16 protein-coding genes are annotated in these 16,898 nt (G+C 50.2%); 12 read left to right on the plus strand and 4 right to left on the minus strand.

Annotation, left to right across the window (positions count from 1 at the left end; genetic code table 11):
- Positions 1-32: 32 nt before the first annotated feature.
- From AAE250_RS03720 to AAE250_RS03765, 10 genes are all read left to right on the plus strand, one after another.
- Positions 33-1,955, plus strand: a complete 1,923-nt coding sequence (locus AAE250_RS03720; protein WP_294600845.1) for a fimbrial protein — start codon at positions 33-35, stop codon at positions 1,953-1,955.
- 213 nt (positions 1,956-2,168) lie between these two features.
- Entirely contained in the window at positions 2,169-2,348 is a 180-nt protein-coding gene (locus AAE250_RS03725; RefSeq protein WP_294600847.1) for a hypothetical protein, read from the plus strand.
- 1,100 nt (positions 2,349-3,448) lie between these two features.
- Positions 3,449-4,396 carry a FimB/Mfa2 family fimbrial subunit gene (locus tag AAE250_RS03730; protein WP_294600848.1) on the plus strand — a complete coding sequence of 316 codons (948 nt, stop codon included), beginning with the start codon at positions 3,449-3,451 and terminating at the stop codon, positions 4,394-4,396.
- Positions 4,397-4,428: 32 nt separating this feature from the next.
- A complete protein-coding gene (locus AAE250_RS03735) occupies positions 4,429-5,445 on the plus strand; it encodes a hypothetical protein (RefSeq protein ID WP_294600850.1) in 1,017 nt (338 codons plus the stop codon).
- Positions 5,446-5,451: 6 nt separating this feature from the next.
- Positions 5,452-5,922, plus strand: a complete 471-nt coding sequence (locus AAE250_RS03740; protein ID WP_294600852.1) for a hypothetical protein — start codon at positions 5,452-5,454, stop codon at positions 5,920-5,922.
- The gene (locus AAE250_RS03745; RefSeq protein WP_294600854.1) at positions 5,919-6,500 is read left to right on the plus strand and encodes a DUF3575 domain-containing protein; all 582 of its coding nucleotides are present in this window, start codon (positions 5,919-5,921) and stop codon (positions 6,498-6,500) included. Before AAE250_RS03740 ends, AAE250_RS03745 begins: the two co-directional genes overlap by 4 nt.
- A gap of 189 nt (positions 6,501-6,689) precedes the next feature.
- Positions 6,690-7,205, plus strand: a complete 516-nt coding sequence (locus tag AAE250_RS03750; RefSeq protein WP_342288725.1) for an HU family DNA-binding protein — start codon at positions 6,690-6,692, stop codon at positions 7,203-7,205.
- A gap of 39 nt (positions 7,206-7,244) precedes the next feature.
- The gene (locus tag AAE250_RS03755) at positions 7,245-7,340 is read left to right on the plus strand and encodes a smalltalk protein (protein ID WP_294600858.1); all 96 of its coding nucleotides are present in this window, start codon (positions 7,245-7,247) and stop codon (positions 7,338-7,340) included.
- Positions 7,341-7,492: 152 nt separating this feature from the next.
- Positions 7,493-7,750 (plus strand): hypothetical protein, encoded by a 258-nt coding sequence (locus AAE250_RS03760; RefSeq protein ID WP_294600860.1) that lies wholly within the window; start codon positions 7,493-7,495, stop codon positions 7,748-7,750.
- Positions 7,747-8,160, plus strand: coding sequence for a type II toxin-antitoxin system VapC family toxin (locus AAE250_RS03765; protein WP_294600862.1), 414 nt, complete (start codon positions 7,747-7,749; stop codon positions 8,158-8,160). The genes AAE250_RS03760 and AAE250_RS03765 overlap by 4 nt, the downstream gene beginning before the upstream one ends.
- 17 nt (positions 8,161-8,177) lie before the next feature.
- Here the strand turns inward: AAE250_RS03765 and AAE250_RS03770 are convergent, their stop codons facing one another.
- Positions 8,178-8,933, minus strand: a complete 756-nt coding sequence (locus tag AAE250_RS03770; protein ID WP_294600864.1) for a nucleotidyltransferase family protein — start codon at positions 8,931-8,933, stop codon at positions 8,178-8,180.
- A complete protein-coding gene (locus AAE250_RS03775; RefSeq protein ID WP_294600866.1) occupies positions 8,934-10,364 on the minus strand; it encodes a RapZ C-terminal domain-containing protein in 1,431 nt (476 codons plus the stop codon).
- A 116-nt stretch (positions 10,365-10,480) separates the two neighbouring features.
- On the opposite strand from AAE250_RS03775, the gene AAE250_RS03780 reads away from it, so the two are divergent.
- A complete protein-coding gene (locus tag AAE250_RS03780; RefSeq protein ID WP_294600868.1) occupies positions 10,481-11,827 on the plus strand; it encodes a cobyrinate a,c-diamide synthase in 1,347 nt (448 codons plus the stop codon).
- Positions 11,828-11,835: 8 nt separating this feature from the next.
- Positions 11,836-12,402: a cob(I)yrinic acid a,c-diamide adenosyltransferase gene (locus AAE250_RS03785; RefSeq protein WP_294600870.1), complete on the plus strand. Its 567-nt coding sequence runs from the start codon at positions 11,836-11,838 to the stop codon at positions 12,400-12,402.
- Here the strand turns inward: AAE250_RS03785 and AAE250_RS03790 are convergent.
- Both AAE250_RS03790 and AAE250_RS03795 read right to left on the minus strand, forming a co-directional pair.
- Positions 12,323-14,791, minus strand: coding sequence for an ABC transporter permease (locus tag AAE250_RS03790; protein WP_446715725.1), 2,469 nt, complete (start codon positions 14,789-14,791; stop codon positions 12,323-12,325). The two genes, AAE250_RS03785 and AAE250_RS03790, sit on opposite strands and share 80 nt — an antisense overlap.
- Before the next feature lie 1,034 nt (positions 14,792-15,825).
- Positions 15,826-16,845: an HlyD family secretion protein gene (locus AAE250_RS03795; protein ID WP_294600874.1), complete on the minus strand. Its 1,020-nt coding sequence runs from the start codon at positions 16,843-16,845 to the stop codon at positions 15,826-15,828.
- Between the last annotated feature and the right edge of the window lie 53 nt (positions 16,846-16,898).

Genomic DNA, 16,898 nt, shown 5'->3' on the forward strand with positions numbered 1-16,898 from the left:
ATTTGTTTGAAACATAAAAAAATGAGTAAAGTATGAAAACGAACATAATGACATTGAAACGCATCGGCATGGCACTGATGAGCGGCATGATGCTTTGCACCGCTACTCTACTGAGCGGATGCAGCAACGAAGAAGATCTGGCATCCGGTATACCGGACGCCACCCGGAAAGCCGGTACTTTTACATTCAATCTGGGTGGAGCGGCAGCCGGCACAACCACTACACGTGCCACGTCGGAAGCTAAAGACAAGGAGAAAAATGTAGAGTCACTCTACATTGCCCTGTTCACTGAGGACGGGAGCCTGTACAAGCTATTCAGTACGGAAAGCGAAACAACAGACCAGCCCGGAACGGTGGATTATGACAAGATAACTAAAGGTGATGATGGCAACTACACCTTCCAGCCCTATTATGCAGGCGATTATACCGCTTACTTTATAGCCAATCCGGACGCAGACCTGGTGACTGCCATGAAGACTCTGACGCCTGTAACGGCTACGCTTACCGATTTCGAGGCATTGGAAACAACAGCTGCCGCAGATCAATCCAAAAGTGGAACCGGAGAAGCAGGCTCTTTCTTGATGTCCAGCGGGCGAAAGAACATCACCATTGCATCTGATACGCCCACCAGCAGCGGTACCATTCTGTTGACACGTCTGGCGGTACGCTTCGATATTGTGAATTCACAACCGGGGGACGGAACGGCTACTGAAGGACAAGGAGCTAAAATAAACAGCGTGCAGTTGCTGAAAGCGCCTGCGAAATCGGGCATAGTTACGCCTACTACGATGGATAAGGATGACATTAATAATTCGGAAGCAGTGGCATGGAACACAGAGAGCGGAGGCAATGTGGTTACTGACCCAACAACTCAGGCAGAAACATTAACTTTGTATAGCTACGAAAACATCAATACCGGAACCGAGAATGACGGTGCCACCGCTGTCAAGGTGAGCTACAAACTGGGTGGTACGGACAATAAAGAGATGATCATCTATCTGAAAGCAGAAGATGTAAGTCTTGCCGCCAAGCGCAACACTCTTTTCCGTATCAATCTGAACTGCACGTATGGAACTTATACGCTGGAAGTAATAGACTGGACTACAGGTGAAAGAGTAAATATACATAATAGTGAACTCGACATTGAGTATAAAGAAGGAAATGCTAACTTCTTAGGGAAGATTGGTGACTATGTATATTATACCGAAGGCGAAGATGACGTAACTTTCAGTGATGGAGGATTGCGGAAAATGAAGTTCAACGGGCGATTGGAATGGGCTGCTACCAAACCGGGACCCGATGCCACCAGAAACTGCATTGGCATCATATTCTCGAATATGCCGAGCCAAAAAGATAAAGATGCCGGATTTACGAGAGGATATATTGTTGCATTGAAAAATATAACTACTGCTACTAATACCCAATGGAAAAGCACAGAAGGACTATCGACTTATGTGCCGACATATACTACAATGCAGGATGCCATAAATGACTTAGACGGGTACACTAATTGCAAGAACATAAAAGACAACAACAAACTGAACGAATACCCGGTTTTCGAATATGCTATGAATTATTCTGTAAAAGTACCCACTTCAAAAACAAGTGGTTGGTATCTTCCCGCTCTCGGACAAATAGTAGCTATTGCCCGTAATTTTACTTATGCTAATGTTTCAAGCACAACAACCCTCAACACAGGCCAAGCAACAAATGAATATTACGGAGCAGAGAATGTCTCCCAGAATATAAAACGATTATTCGGAGGATTGCAAGATAGTCAATATGATGCAATGCCTTTATCAGGGACTGATTGGCTATACACCACCACTCAAGGTCCTATATACGCTGCAAGAGGATTCTGGAATGGCAACAAAAATCAATTTGCAGCCCATTTTAATGTTGGCTTAAATGAGAAATATACGGTTGGTTTTATTCGCCCAGTATTAGCCTTTTAGAGCAATCTTCAAGCGCATATATAACGGACAAATACGTTTTCTCCATAGAGAGCCCGTGTTTGTCCGTTTCATTCCGCGTAGTTCGCGTAATCCGGTCGTGGAGTCGGAAAAGAAAAAGAACGGTCTTTGAAATGTTGGGGAAAGAAAAAGAGAGAAGGTTTGTTGTATATTGAAGAGAAAGCTGTATCTTTGTTACAATAAAGACAGACAAGTATGGATAATACATTAAAATTAACCGATACCTACTGGGAAATGCTAAAATCGCTGAATGATGACATTAAATTGCGATTGGCCACCCGACTCACTGCTTCTGTTGTTGCTAACAAAAACGTCCGCAAAGAGAAAACAGAAGAGATGATAGAAAAACATCTCGGCAAGTGGAAAGATGAGTAAGAGTATGAAAACAAAAGATGACATTTATAACTAAGCATGGTATTATCTATCATGCTTATTTTATTGACTTTTCGAACTATCATTCTTCATTTTCAGAGGTATATACTTTTAAAAATGATTTCTAGGATCAGTCGCAAAACCTGGTGGTTTTAGCTACTACTGGCTGACATTTTCTTCATTTCGGACAGGATATGAGCAAGAGTATCTCAAACTCCTCCGCCTGAAAGGGGAGGTGCCCGTAGGGCGGAGGGGTTTTACATCCGAAGGGACTTATGTATTGCAAGCTTATGTAAGACCCCCTCCCCCCTACGGGGTACTCCCCCTTTCAGGCGGGAGAGTTTGAGATACTCATGTTTATCATTTCATTCATTTCTTTCGCATTATGAGTTAAATGAGAAAGGAATTATTTTTAGGCAGAAGAACAAAAGAACAAATTTTCTATGCAGATTATCTGATTTATGTCTCTTCTTTTGTTCTTTTGTTCTTCTGTCTAAAAATATATAACTCCTGTCAGTCCCGCTATGAATAATAGTAAGCATCACATAACTCATAGAAAGATATCTACCAGGTTTTATGACTGATCCGATTTCTATCCTTACAGGTACAATTAAAATCAACTTGCTTGTGATTTGCAACAAAATCAAGCGAATTTTGCTTGTGATTTGGAACAAAAAAGAGTTGATTTTGCTTGTGATTTGAAACAAAACATTTCTCTTTGAAGTAATAAATGTGTGTTTTTTTATAAAATTAGAGAACCTTCTTTTATGGGCAAAAATGCAGAACATAAGTTTACGTCAATCTTCCAAAAAATATTGGAGGATAAACGTGCTATACGTAAATGTATTCAAAAAGGAGATGATATAAAACAAACGGCAAAAGAACGTGGAATCAAATTTGCAACTCCTTTATGAAATAATTGAAGATAATAATTGGAATAACTCATTTATAACTAAGCATGGTATTATCTATCATGCATCGGCTTTCTATGATTTAGTAAAGAACGATTTCTATCCTATTGAATAAATAGAAAGTTTTTTTCTCTCCCCAACCTTTCAACCGCTTTCTTTTCAAACTAATTGCAGTTACAAAAGAAATGAACGATGTTGAAGCCATTCAGATATGATATTTTTATAGTTGCCTTTTTCTGCCTTTTCTTCGTTGCCTGCGATGTAGGTGACGAACGGGACTTGTGCTGCGATCACGTCGTTATGGAATATATCTATCTGACAGACGGAAAAGAGCTGTTTAAGCAGAACATACGCTCCATGCGGCATTTCCTCTTCGATGACTCCGAACGCTTCGTGCGTGAAGTGCCATCGGAAGGGAACCTGCAACTGCAATATCTGGATGATATGGAGGCGGGAACCTACACCATGATAACTGTAGGTAATGCCGGACAGTCTACTTTAATAGAAACGCCCGAACAAGGCAGCCATGCGGAAGACTTCTTACTGCATATAGCTGGTACAAAAGGAGAGAATGCCGATCCGCTATACTACGGAATAAAGCGCTTCACCTTAAACATGAAAAGCGACAGCAGGGAGCAGCACTTCGTCACCCACATGGCAAACGTGCACTGTAAACTGCGGATAAAGGTAGTCTGGAAAAACCTGCCTCCGCTGATGAGCAACGAGCCTTGCTACCGGATCTCACTCAGTGGATGTGCCACCACGTACGAGCTGGACGGGAAACAAGGGTATCCGTTGGGAGAAAAGCATATACCGTATGCCTCGGACTGGACAGGGGAGCATCATCTGGATTGTGCTTTGGAGAGTCTGGAACTAAAGGCGAACTTCATCACCCTGCGATGTACGAATGATAACGCCCCTCTGCTGAATGTGTGGTGCCGGAAAGAGGAAGGATACGTCCCCGTTACACCGGAGATAGATTTAAAAAGAGCATTTGCAGCATGGGGATACCGGCTTTCTACAGTAGAAAGACAGGAATACGGAATCATCGTTACCGTATATCTGGACGGACATGTGGGCGTGAAACTGGAAGCGGAGGTAGGTGTGCAGGATTGGATGGACGGAGGAAGCTTTGGATGAGTTGAGAATCGAGAATTATAAAAACGGGAAGGATGGGAAGATTTATATTTTGGATGATTGGCGGCGGGATGCTGTGGCTGATGGCGGCATGCAGCGAAGAGGTGACGACTGATGATGTACAGACCGGAAACGAAGCGGTTATCACTTTCAGACTGGGCGTTCCGCCGGGTGACGAGATAGAGTACACGCGGGGCAACCAGGAGGCATCGGAGTGGGAGATAAACAGGCTGAAGGTATACGACTTCGTGATAGATGTGGATACAGTACTGGTAGGCATGCAGAGCCTTGTGAAAAGCGATGTGCCCGGTATGCCGGACGTGGGGAGCTTCACCAGTAACAGCGGAGGCGGTACTGCCAGGCTCTCATTACCCGTCGACGTAACGGGAAAAAAACATGCCTTTGCATTCGTTGCCAACGAAACGGGGCTCACGCACTTCGACTCCATCATGCAGATAAAGGTAAGCCGGATAGATGAACTGAGAAAGTGTCCCTCGAACCGCCGTCTGAAAGATGGTGAAAGTTGCTATGCACTGATGGAAAACGGTCCTGTGATGACAGGGGTGACGATAGAAAGTATCACGGGGGATTTGGATTGCAAAGTATCTCTGCAACGAATTATGGCACGGCTGGATGTGGAAAACAATGTACCGGAAAGCAGGAATTTCCGCTTGAAGAATATATGGATAGAGAATTGTGCACCGGTGGGCTATCTATTTGGCCGGGATAGCAAGCAGCAGCTCACTGCCAAGCAATGGGACTACAAGAAACCTGTATCGCAGAAACAAAATTCGCAGGTGGATATGGAAAACGGAGACTTGAAGAAGGTGCTGTATCTGTATGAATATTTGGCGACGAGCGCGAAAAATATTCCTACTCTCTACTTGCGCTACACGCTGAACGGTGCGGAAAACACGTTGAGCATACCGATGGTAACTGATGGAGGGGCAAAGTTCGATATCCGGAGGAATTATCTGTTTACGTTAGTGATAGGTGATGTGTCTGCGGCGTCTGCACGATTGGAATGTAGTTTGAAAGAAAAAGGGAAATAAAATAGGATGAAAAAAGAAATAAGGTATATAAGTTTGGCAATAAGCCTGGTGTGTCTATGGAATGCGGGGATACAGGCACAGGACATGACCGTTAAGGCAAAAGCCGGTACAGTGGAGCACACGTTTCTGAAAGTGGATTTGCGGATAAAGCTGGATAGTGTAAAGGTAGGGAAGAGAGAGTTCCGGCTCTTCACCCCCATATTGAGCGACGGGGTAAACCGGCAGGTATTGCGTCCCATCATGGTGAACGGAAAGTGGCGACATCTGATGTATCTGCGTGAGTTGAACGGGAAAGAAGGTGATATGGTAGCTGTGCGTTGCGGAAAACGGGGTGCAGGTATGGTGGAATATACGGATTCATGTATATATCAACCGTGGATGCAGCATGCAAAGCTATGGCTGACAGAAAACCTGTACGGATGTGGATGTGAACTGATGGAACGAAATGGGATTGACAAAATGATAGAACTGCAATGAAACGATTCTCTTTATTGGTATTAGCCGGATTACTGACCTTATCGCTATGGGGACAGGATGTAGAGCTGAAGACAAATCTGCTGTATCTTGCCACCAGCACCCCGAACATCGGTGTGGAGTGGAAGATGAACAGGCATTATACTGCTTCCCTGATGGCTGCTTATAATCCTTTCCGATTTGCACAATATGCGGATGCAAACGGAAATACAGTCAATCCGAAACTGCACCATTGGCTGGCATCGGCAGAGACAAGGTATTGGTTCTGCGAATCTTTTCTGGGTTGGAATGTAGGAATCAATGTATTCGGTGGTGAATACAACGCAGGAGGCATCCGGTTTATACCAGCCTTGAAAGAGAGAAGATACAAAGGCTGGGCTGCCGGTGCCGGATTGACGGTAGGTTATCAGTTTCCATTATCCATGAGATGGAGTCTGGACTTTTCTGCAGGATTAGGGTACCTCTATACCCGCTACAACCGGTATAGTTGCTATGCCTGCGGCGACCGGCAAGGACAGTACAAAAGGAATTACCTGGGACCGACAAAAGCGGCTATTTCGCTGGTGTATTCTTTAAAGTGATTCATTCTCGTATATTTTGTAGTGTATATAAGGGTATATGAATCAGTACTTTATAAACTTATTTTGGGAAACAGTTCCCGCGGGGCTGTTTCCTTTGTTTTAGAGCGTATATATCCTCACCTTTGCATCGTTGATCAACGAAATGAAAATTAAAACAATGTTGAATTTAAATGTAAAAGGAGAAAGATTATGCCTTTATTTTATTATGCAAGACAGTCGTCTTTGGCGACAAAAGAGGGTGCCAAGTTGTGGCATTTAAGTTTGAAGAAAGTGAGAAGAGCTGTGGATGCTCAACAGCTGGCTGAGGTAATTGCCGAGAAGTCTTCGTTGACGCCGGGTGATGTACACAATGTGGTCAGAAACCTGATGACGGTGATGCGCAGCCAGTTGCTGAATAGCCGTACGGTGCGGCTGGATGGTTTGGGTACATTTACGATGAAAGCGCGTACACGCGGGAAGGGTGTGGCGAAGGCTGAAGATGTGAATCCCAATCAGGTGACGGCTTTGCGTTGCCAGTTTACTCCTGAATATACTCGTCCGGCGGCTATCGGTACTACACGTGCCCTGATTCAAGGTGTGGAGTTCGAGAAATGGACCGGTACGGTTGCGGATGGCAAGGATGATACCGGTGATGGTGGTAATTCCGGTGGTGGAAACTCCGGTGGAGGTTCTGATGGTGACCAGGGGGAGAATCCACTGGGATAAAAAGCCAACCGAATTTATAACGTCTAAAAAATAACTCTTATGAAGAAAACGGTTTGGGATAAGATTTTGAAAGTGGTGATTGCTGTAGCTTCGGCAATCCTGGGAGCTTTAGGGGCCAATGCGATGAATTTGTAGTTTGATGCCATAGTTTGGAAAGAAGGCGGTGAGGAAGTAAGATTCTTCACCGCCTTTTTTAGTGTAGGAAAATCTGATTGAAAAATAAAATTCATGTTCTCTTGAGGATTGAAGATTTAGTAGTATCTTTGTGATTGAAAGGAGAAATTAATATGGATACTTCTATAAATTTGCCGGATAACTATTTAGAAAAGTTATTATCACTGAGTGATGATATGAAGTTACGTATCATAAATAAATTATCAGAAAGTTTGTTGAATAGTGAAAATAGGCATCATGTACATACACGAAAGTCTAAAATTGTAAAAGATAAGACTGCATTACCCGAGGATATACAGAGTTTAATAGGTATTGTTTCGGATGTGAATGATCCTGAAGATGAACGTCTCAATTACCTATTAAGAAAATGATGAAAGTTTTTATTGATACGAATGTGTTGATTGATCTATTGTTAAAGAGGGAAGGCTATCAAGAAGCTGCAAGTATATTGTTATGTCAAAAAGAGCGAAAATGTTCTTTATGGTTATCATCATTGACAATGGCAAATGTTGCTTATATCCTTCGGAAAAAGATCAAGGGGGAGGAACTCTATAATGCATTAGATAAATTGAAAATATTTTTTAATATAGTTGATTTGACTGCGGGCAATGTTGAATCTGCGTTGAAACTGCGAGCGAATGATTTTGAAGATGCATTGCAATATTTTTCTGCCAATAATGTGCAAGCAGATGTTATCGTGACAAGAAACGAAAAGGATTTCTGCTTTTCAGCAATAAAGGTTGTTTCACCAAAATATTTTCTTGAAGAGTATATCAAGTGACATTAATTGTATTTAAATCAATAGTTTATATTTTGTTCTGATAGATACCTTCCCGCCTTTTCCAGCGTTTCGGGTTTCCCTATATCGAACCATTGAAACCCTTGTAGCGGATAACCTTGTATCCGTACCTTTTGGCAGGCCGAGAGATAGAACGGAATGATAGAGAATTTTCCCATCCACTGTTCTTCCTCCATGAGGGGGAATAGGGAGGGGGAAATGACATGCATGCCGCCAAAAGCCAGTTCTTGATAATCATTACCTTCCCGATAGACGAATCCTTCGGGTTTCACTTCTCCGGTAGACTTGTTGATCCATCCATGTAGGGCATAGTTGCTGTCGAACAAGAGATATCGGGCTGTTTTCCGTTCGCTGACGAGCAAGGTTGCTTCGGCACCGCTTTCCAGATGATGGCGATGGAAAGCGGCAAGGTCGATATCGGAGAGGATATCGGCATTATGAACCAGGAAGGGTTCGTTGCCATCCAGGAAGGGACGGGCTTTCTTGATGCCTCCGCCGGTATCGAGCAGCATATCCCGTTCGTCGCTGAGGTGGATGTCGGCACCGAAGTTGTTGTTGGCATGCAGGAAGTCGATAATCTGCTGGCCGAAGTGGTGGATGTTGATGGTGATGTCGTTGAATCCGGCTTCTTTCAGCCGCAGTATCACTCGTTCCAGCATAGGCTTTCCGGCTACAGGAACGAGTGCTTTGGGCATATTATCCGTCAGCGGACGCAGGCGGGTGCCGAGCCCGGCAGCGAAGATCATTGCTTTCATTTAGTTCTTTGCTTTGAAGGTCTGTTCAATATTCTGCTCTCTGTGCATCAGGTTCACTTGTACGCCGAATTTCTGGTTGAGATGTTCGGCCAGATGTTGTGCCGAGTATACGGAACGGTGTTGCCCGCCCGTACAGCCGAAGCAGATGGAGAGATTGGTAAAGCCTCGCTCCATGTAGCGCTTCACGGAAGCATCGATCAGAGCGTAGGCATGCTCCAGGAAGACGGCTATTTCGCCATCCTCTTCGAGGAAGCGGATGACGGGTTCGTCCAGTCCGGTGAAAGGTTTGTAGCGCTCGTATTTACCGGGATTGTTTACGGCACGGCAGTCGAACACGAAACCGCCACCATTACCCGAGGTATCTTCGGGGATGCCTTTCTTGTAGGCGAAGCTGGTGACTTTGACCACGAGGCGGCGTTTCTGCATGTCGTCGGTGAATTGCTTCAGTTCGGTGAGTTCGCGCAGTATCTTGCAGAGGTAAGGGTATTCGGGATAAGGTTCGTGCAGCAGTTGGCGCAGGTTTTCGATGGCGAAGGGGACGCTTTGGATGAAGTGGGGCTTCTTCTCGAAATAACCGCGGAAGCCGTAGGCACCCAGTACCTGCATGGTGCGGAACAGCACGAAGTGGCGGAGTTGGGCGTAGAAGTAGGCCTCGTCTACGGGTTGGTACTTGCGCAAGGCGTCGATGTATTCTACCAGGAGCTCCCGGCGCAGGCTGTCGGGATAGTTGGCTTTGGCTTGCCACAGGAAGGAAGCTACGTCGTAGTATACCGGGCCTTTGCGTCCGCCCTGGAAATCGATGAGCCAGGGTTCGCCGTCTTTCACCATGACGTTGCGGCTTTGGAAGTCGCGATACATGAAGGTGGCGGAACTGCTGCGTAGCAACACATCGGCCATCTTCTGGAAGTCGTCTTCCAGGCGGTCTTCCTGGAAATCCATACCGGTGGCTTTGAGGAAGCAGTATTTAAAGTAGTTCAAGTCCCAAAGGATGGAGCGGCTGTTGAATTCTGCCTGCGGATAGCAGTAGGAGAAGTCCATGCCGTCGGCTCCGGCAAACTGCACGGCGGGCAGCAGACGGATGGTCTTGCGCAGCAGTTGCTTCTCGTCTTCGCCGAAAACGCTGGTCTTGCGGCCTTTCTCGATGGCATTGAAGAGGAGGGCGTCGCCCAGGTCTTCCTGCAAGTAGTAGATGTCGTCTTCGGAACGGATGAATACTTGCGGTACGGGCAGGCCTTTCTGACGGAAATGGTCGGCCATATAGAGGAAGGCACGGTTTTCTTCAACAGACTCGCCGCTGACACCAATCAGTGTGGGGCGGCCGGTAAGGCGGAAGTAGCGGCGGTTGGAGCCGGAGGAGGGGAGTTCGTCAATCAGTTCCGGTTCGTGTCCGGTATGTGCGATGTAGAGTTTCTTTAGTTCTTCGGTAATCATAACAGATGTTTTATTTTGGCAGCTAAGATAAAGCTTTTGTCGGAGATATGCTTACCTTTGCGGCAGGAAAATGCTCCCCCGAAGAATAACTCATAACTTATAACTCATAACTCAACATGCGTTCCATTCCTCAATTCTTAATTGCAGCTCCTACATCGGGCAGCGGTAAAACTACCGTCAGCCGCGGCTTAATGGCATTGCTGGCAATGAAAGGCCTGACGGTACAACCTTTCAAATGCGGTCCCGATTATATCGACACTAAATATCATACGGCTGTTTGCGGGCGTCCGTCCATCAATCTCGACACTTTTATGGCATCGAAGGAGCATGTACGCGAGCTTTATGCGCGCCACTCGGCCGATGCGGATGCCGTCATTGCGGAGGGTATGATGGGGATGTTCGACGGTTACGACCGTGACCTGGGTTCGTCGGCCGGAATAGCGCAGTTGCTGGATATTCCTGTGGTGCTGGTGGTGGATGCCAAGTCTGCCGCATATTCCATGGCAGCTTTACTGTCGGGCTTTATCCATTTCCGCCCGGAGGTACGGGTGGCAGGGGTTATCTTCAACCGTGTGGGCTCGCCGCGGCATTATGAGATGTTGCAGGAGGTTTGTGCGGACTTGAATATTGCTTGCTTCGGCTACTTGCCCAAACAGAAAAGTCTGGAGCAGGAATCGCGCCATCTGGGGCTTGACTTCAGCCAATCGAAGGTGACGGATGCATTGGAACAGCTTACGGAACTGCTGGAACAGTATGTAGACTGGGAACTGCTGCTGGAGAAGACGACACTTCCTTTGCCGGAAGCCTTGCCGCCCGCCGCCTTGCCGGAAGAGCCTCGGGAGCCGGGGACGCTACGCATCCTGGTGGCCCGCAATGCAGAGTCGTTCTCGTTCATTTACGAAGAGCATCTGGAGATTCTGCGCCGGCTGGGGACTGTCTCTTTTTTTGATCCTGAGCACAATCGTCCCATTTCCAGGGAGACCGATTTGCTGTATCTGCCGGGGGGATATCCGGAGAACAGGCTGAGGGAGCTGGCCGAGGCTCGGCGTGCCCGATCTTCCATTTGCGAATATATTGAAGCCGGCGGCAAGGTGCTGGCCGAGTGTGGCGGAATGATGTACCTTTCCCGTGGCATCGGCTGCGATACTTGGGAGTCTCAAGATCCGTGCAGTGAAATGATGGTGGGCATCTTCCCTTTCTCCGTCTCGAACAGAACGTGCGATCGGAAGCTGTCGCTGGGTTATCGGCAGTTCGACTATAACGGCCAGCATCTGCGGGGACACGAGTTCCATTACACGCAGTTCGACCGTCATGGCGAGGGAACGGTTCCGCCCTCCGTGGTGCAGGTGTACAATGCCAAGGGGCAGCCGGTGGACACGCCCGTCTTCCGCTACAAAAATACGATTGCCAGCTATACCCATCTGTATTGGGGCGAGATTGATGTAATGTCTTTATTTAAGTAGTTATCAGTATGAAAAGAGTCTATACAAGAACAGGAGATAAGGGTACGACGGGTATTCATGGCGGTACGCGCGTAGCCAAGGATGATATCCGCATCGAGGCGAACGGTTGTCTGGATGAACTGAATGCGGTTATCGGCATTGTGCGTTCCCTGCTTCCGGCAGACGATGCGTGGCAGGAACTGCTGCATGCCATCCAGCGGGAACTGATGGTGGTGATGAGCCATGTGGCAACTCCTTCGGGGGTAGTGAATCCCAATCCGCTCTTGGCCGGAGCGCTCACGCTGCGTTGCGAACAGGAGATGGACTCGATGACTGCTGAGCTGCAAGATCACGGCTATTTCCTTTTGCCCGGCGGTACACCCGTTTCGGCCCAACTCCAATTTGCCCGCACCGTGGCCCGTCGCGCCGAGCGCCGTTTGTGGACGCTCCATCGGCAGGATGCGGTTGACGAGCAGATCTTGTGCTTCGTCAACCGCCTTTCCGATCTGTTCTTTGTCATGGCGCGTATGGAGATGCAGCGGCAGGACTGGCCGGAAGAGAAGTGGCAGGCATTCGCTTATAAAAGGAAGAAATAGCCAAGGCTCCGTATACGACGACCTGTATCCACATCACCAGCATTTGCGGCCAGACGTCGGCCAGGGTTCCACCCATTGAGTTCAGCTTTACAAAGGCCAGTACGGCGGGGGCTGCCGGGAAGATGTAGTGCGCAGCCTGCCAGTACCACGGCATCAGTTCCAGCGGATAGGAGACGCCGGAAAGGAAGATGAAGCCGACGGAGAAGAAGGCTATCATCAGTAGCGGCGCTTCGGAGTCGGTGAACCAGCGAGAGACGGCGAGGCCGAAGAAACTGGTGGCTATGAGATAAGGTATCATCATGGTGAAGATGTCCCATCCGCAGCCGATGTTGGGAATGCTGAAGACGTGCGGCAGCAGTCCCAGCAGGAAGAGGGAGAAGATGGCGTAGAGCAGGACGTACACAAATGTTCTACCGGCAATGTCTCTTAACGCCGCTTTCCAATGCTTCTCCTTCGGGGAAGAGGGATGCCCGCAAAAGGCGGCAGATAAGCCTCCGTTCCTTCTCTTTTCCGCCTCCGCCCCCGTCAGCATCCCAATCACCATCAGCATTGTCTGGAAGATAATGATTATCATCACGGCAGGAATCAGGTAAGAGCCATACCCCTCGGTATAGTTATAGAGGGCTGTGCCCGACACCTGGATGGGAGCAGCCGATGCCACCGCCAGCAACCCTTGCGGAGGCAGAAAGACGATGCCCTCCATGCGGTGGGCGTCGTTCAGGGCCAGCATCACGCGGGAACTGGATTCCTGCAATCCTTTGAAGTCGAGAAAAGCATCCGTAGCGGCGTATAGCAGGAATACGGACGTCTCGCCCCGTGCCACCCGTGCTTCGAAGTCGGCAGGCAGGTAGAGGATGCCGTCTACCCGGCCTTGCTCCATCCAGCGGCGGGCTTCGAGGATGTTGGGCGTTTGGGCGTAGACCGAGGTTTGCGGAGTGGCGTCCAGCAGGCGGGTGTACTCGCGGCTGAGGGCGGAGTGGGAGAGGTCGACTACGGCAACGGGGGCTTTACGCACCACGTTGGGGGCGTACATATAGTTGTAGAGCAATCCGTAGAGGAAGATGCCGCCTGCCAGCACCAGGAGTATGGCCGGATTGGTGGCGATGGCGCGCCATTCGCGGCGGATGACGGCGGGGAGAGTTGACGAGGGGGCAAGGGGACAAGTTGATGAGGGGACAAGGGGACAAGGAGTTGACAAGGAACTGCGCAGCCCCTCGTCTCTTTGTTTCCTCGTCAACTTGTCAACTTCCTCCCCCCTTGTCAACTCCTTGTCTGCTTCGTGCCCCGTTGCCATTTTCTGCATCCACCACTTCAACAGCGGAAGCATCAGCAGCGCCCCCAGCAGGAAGAGGAAAAGCACAGCCACCGACTGCCAATATGCCCAGAACCCTGCATTGAAGTAAATCATCGCCTGCGCCGCCTCCGTGAAGTGGCGCACGGGGAAGAGGTAAGAAGCCGCATGCACCACTCCGTACATCGCCGTGACGGGGAACGTTACTCCGGACAGCGTCGCCCCCAGTGAGCCTATCATCGACACTACGCTGATGGTGTAGGCTATCCTCGGGAAGATGGAGAAGATGAACACCGCCAGCGCCTGGGTGGCGATGATGAACAGCACCGTCACGGCATTCATCATCCAGAGACTGCCCGCAAAGGGGATGTGCAGCGGACCGAACAGTACATAGTTGGCCAGGATGCCGATGAGCGAGAAGATGACGGTGTAGGGCAGTAGCTTTCCGGCGACGGCCGTGAGGATATTGCCCCGCGCCATGGCCATCCACTCCGCCGCCGTGCCGAACTTCAGTTCGCTGCCGATGGCATAGACGGTGACCAGCAGGACGAGTATCTGGAAGAGCACGAAGAAGAACGGTTGGCTGAGGTAGATGGAGTAGTCCATGTCCGGGTTATAGAGCGGATGGGTGCTGGCTTCTACGGGCAGGAGGAAGGTCTGCATCTGCTCCCCGTCCACGCCCAGCGCTTGGGCCTGCACCATGATGGGCGAGAGGGCCACGGGTGCAAGGGCGCTTTCGAAGGCGGCCATCAGTTCGCTGCCCACGGAGAGGAGGGCGTAGTGGTAATAGTACGTCAGCGTGGCGGCTCCGGGGGCATGGGTGCCGAGGGGGCTGGGGGCACCGGTGCCGACTGCTCCGCCGGGGCCGCCCGTTACGGCTTTCTGCTCGAAGCGGGGCGGGATGGAGAGGTAGCCGTAAATCTCTTTGCGCTGCACGGCCTGGCGGGCGGCGGCTTCGTCGGTGAAGTGGCGGGCGACGCTGAAGGTGGGGACGGCGGAGATGCGGCGGACGATGTTGCGCGAGGTGGCCGTGTTGTCCTGGTCCACGATGCCGATGGGGATGCGCTCCATCTGCCCGTTGCCGAAGATGGTGGCCATGAAGAGGAGGCAGAACAGGGGCAGCACGAGGCAGACGCCGAAATAAAGACGGCGGGAGGTGAGGCGGCGGAGCTCGCGGCGGACGACGCGGAGGAGGGGGGCGGGGCGCAGGGCGAGGCGGAGGAGGGCATTGCGCTTGGCGATGCGGAGGAGAGCATTGCGTTTGGCGATGTGGAGGAGGGCATTGCGTTTGGCGATGCGGAGGAAAGCATTGCGTTTGGCGATGCGGAGGAAAGCATTGCGTTTGGCGATGCGGAGGGTGCTGTATGGGCAAAGATTCTTCTGTTTCATATTTTTTTAGTTTAAAATGAGCGAGAGTATCTCAAGTTTAAAATGAGCAAGAGTATCTCAAACTCCTCCGCCTGAAAGGGGAGGTGCCCGTAGGGCGGAGGGGTCTTACATCCGCAAGGGTCTCACATCCGCAGGGGGCACATCCGCAGGGGTCTTACATCCGCAGGGGCAGATCCGCAGGGGGTTCACAATACAGAGTTACTCTTCGCTGATGCCAGACCCCCTCCCCCCTACGGGGTACTCCCCCTTTCAGGCGGGAGAGTTTAAGATACCCATGCTTATCATTTGCTTCATTTCTATCAGCGCAAAGGCCGAAATAAGGCTCCGTAGCCCTACAGAGAGATGAAACGCAAGCGTTTTGAGCCTCCGTAGCCCTACAAAGTGATGAAACGCAGGCGTTTTAAGCCTCCGTAGCCCTACAGAGGAATGAAACGCAAGCGTTTTAAGCCTCCGGGGGCCTACAGAGAGATGAAACGCAAGCGTTTTGAGTCTCCGTAGCCCTACAGAGAGATGAAACGCAAGCGTTTTAAGCCTCCGTAGCCCTACAGAGAGATGAAACGCTCGCGTTTTGAGCCTCAGCCTTGCGGCAGAGTGATGAAACGCTCGCGTTTTGAGTCTCAGCCTTGCGGCGGAGTGATGAAACGCTCGCGTTTTGAGTCTCAGCCTTGCGGCAGAGAGATGAAACGCCTGCGTTTTGAGTCTCAGCCTTGCGGCGGAGAGATGAAACGCCTGCGTTTTGAGTCTCAGCCTTGCGGCGGAGCCTCTCGTCCTCTGCTCCCGGGAAGGCTGAGCAGCACCGACATCCCCGGCCGCAACCCCTCGACCGCCTGTGTAGGCCGTGCATGTATCTCGAACGTCTGCATATCGTAACTGCCCGTCTGCTTCGTCGACTTCCAAGTGGCGAAACTGCCCAGCGGACTGATATAATAGATGCGGAACTCTATATCCTTGCCCCCAATGCCCGGCACATCGGCCCGGAACGTACCGCCCATCTTGAACTGCGGCATCAGGTCTTCGCGCACATTGAGCACCACGTGCGCGTCGCTCATCACCACCAGACTCATGAGGGGCGTGCCCGGTGCCACCAGCTCGCCACGTTTCGGAAAGATGGTAGCTATCTGCCCGTCTTCGGGAGCCGTGAGGCGGGAGTCGACGAGGAGGGCGGAGACCTCATCCACCGTGCTGCGGGCAGCGTCTACCAGGCTGCGGGCGGAGGCGCGGTCTTCGCTCTGCGCACCGTCCAGGGCCATCTGATACTGCTCGTAGGCGGCACGTTCGGCTGCCTGGGCTGCCTGGTACATGGCCTTAACTTCATCCCGCCGCTGCGAGGTGACCACGCTGTCGCGGTACAGCGTCGCGATGCGCTCGTAGGTAGTCCGGGCCAGGGTGAGGTCGCTTTGCGTCTTGTTCCATAGTTGCCGGGCGGTGGCCACGATCTGACGTCGGGTACCGGCATCTATCTTCTTGTTCTGTTCCTGGGCCACCTGCTCCAGGGCATTCACCTGGCGATACTTGGCTTCGATGGTGGGGCTGTTGATGACGACGAGCGTGTCGCCTGCCTTCACCCAGTCGCCCTCGCGGACGAGGAACGAGTCTACACGTCCCGGCAGCTTGCCGCTGATACGGATTTCGGTAGCTTCTACCTGGCCTTGCAGCACAAGGGGCTGCCGGCTCATGAGCGCCATCCCTGCCACGGACACGATGACCGTTGCTGCCAGGACGATGACGAATGCAATGCTGATGCTTCTGTTACTGATTCTCATATTGGTTAGGGTTTTAGATTATTCTACTTTTTTATTGATGGGGCTTAGTACGT

Origin of the sequence: Bacteroides sp. GD17 (assembly GCF_038448625.1) — a bacterium.
Lineage (GTDB): Bacteria > Bacteroidota > Bacteroidia > Bacteroidales > Bacteroidaceae > Bacteroides.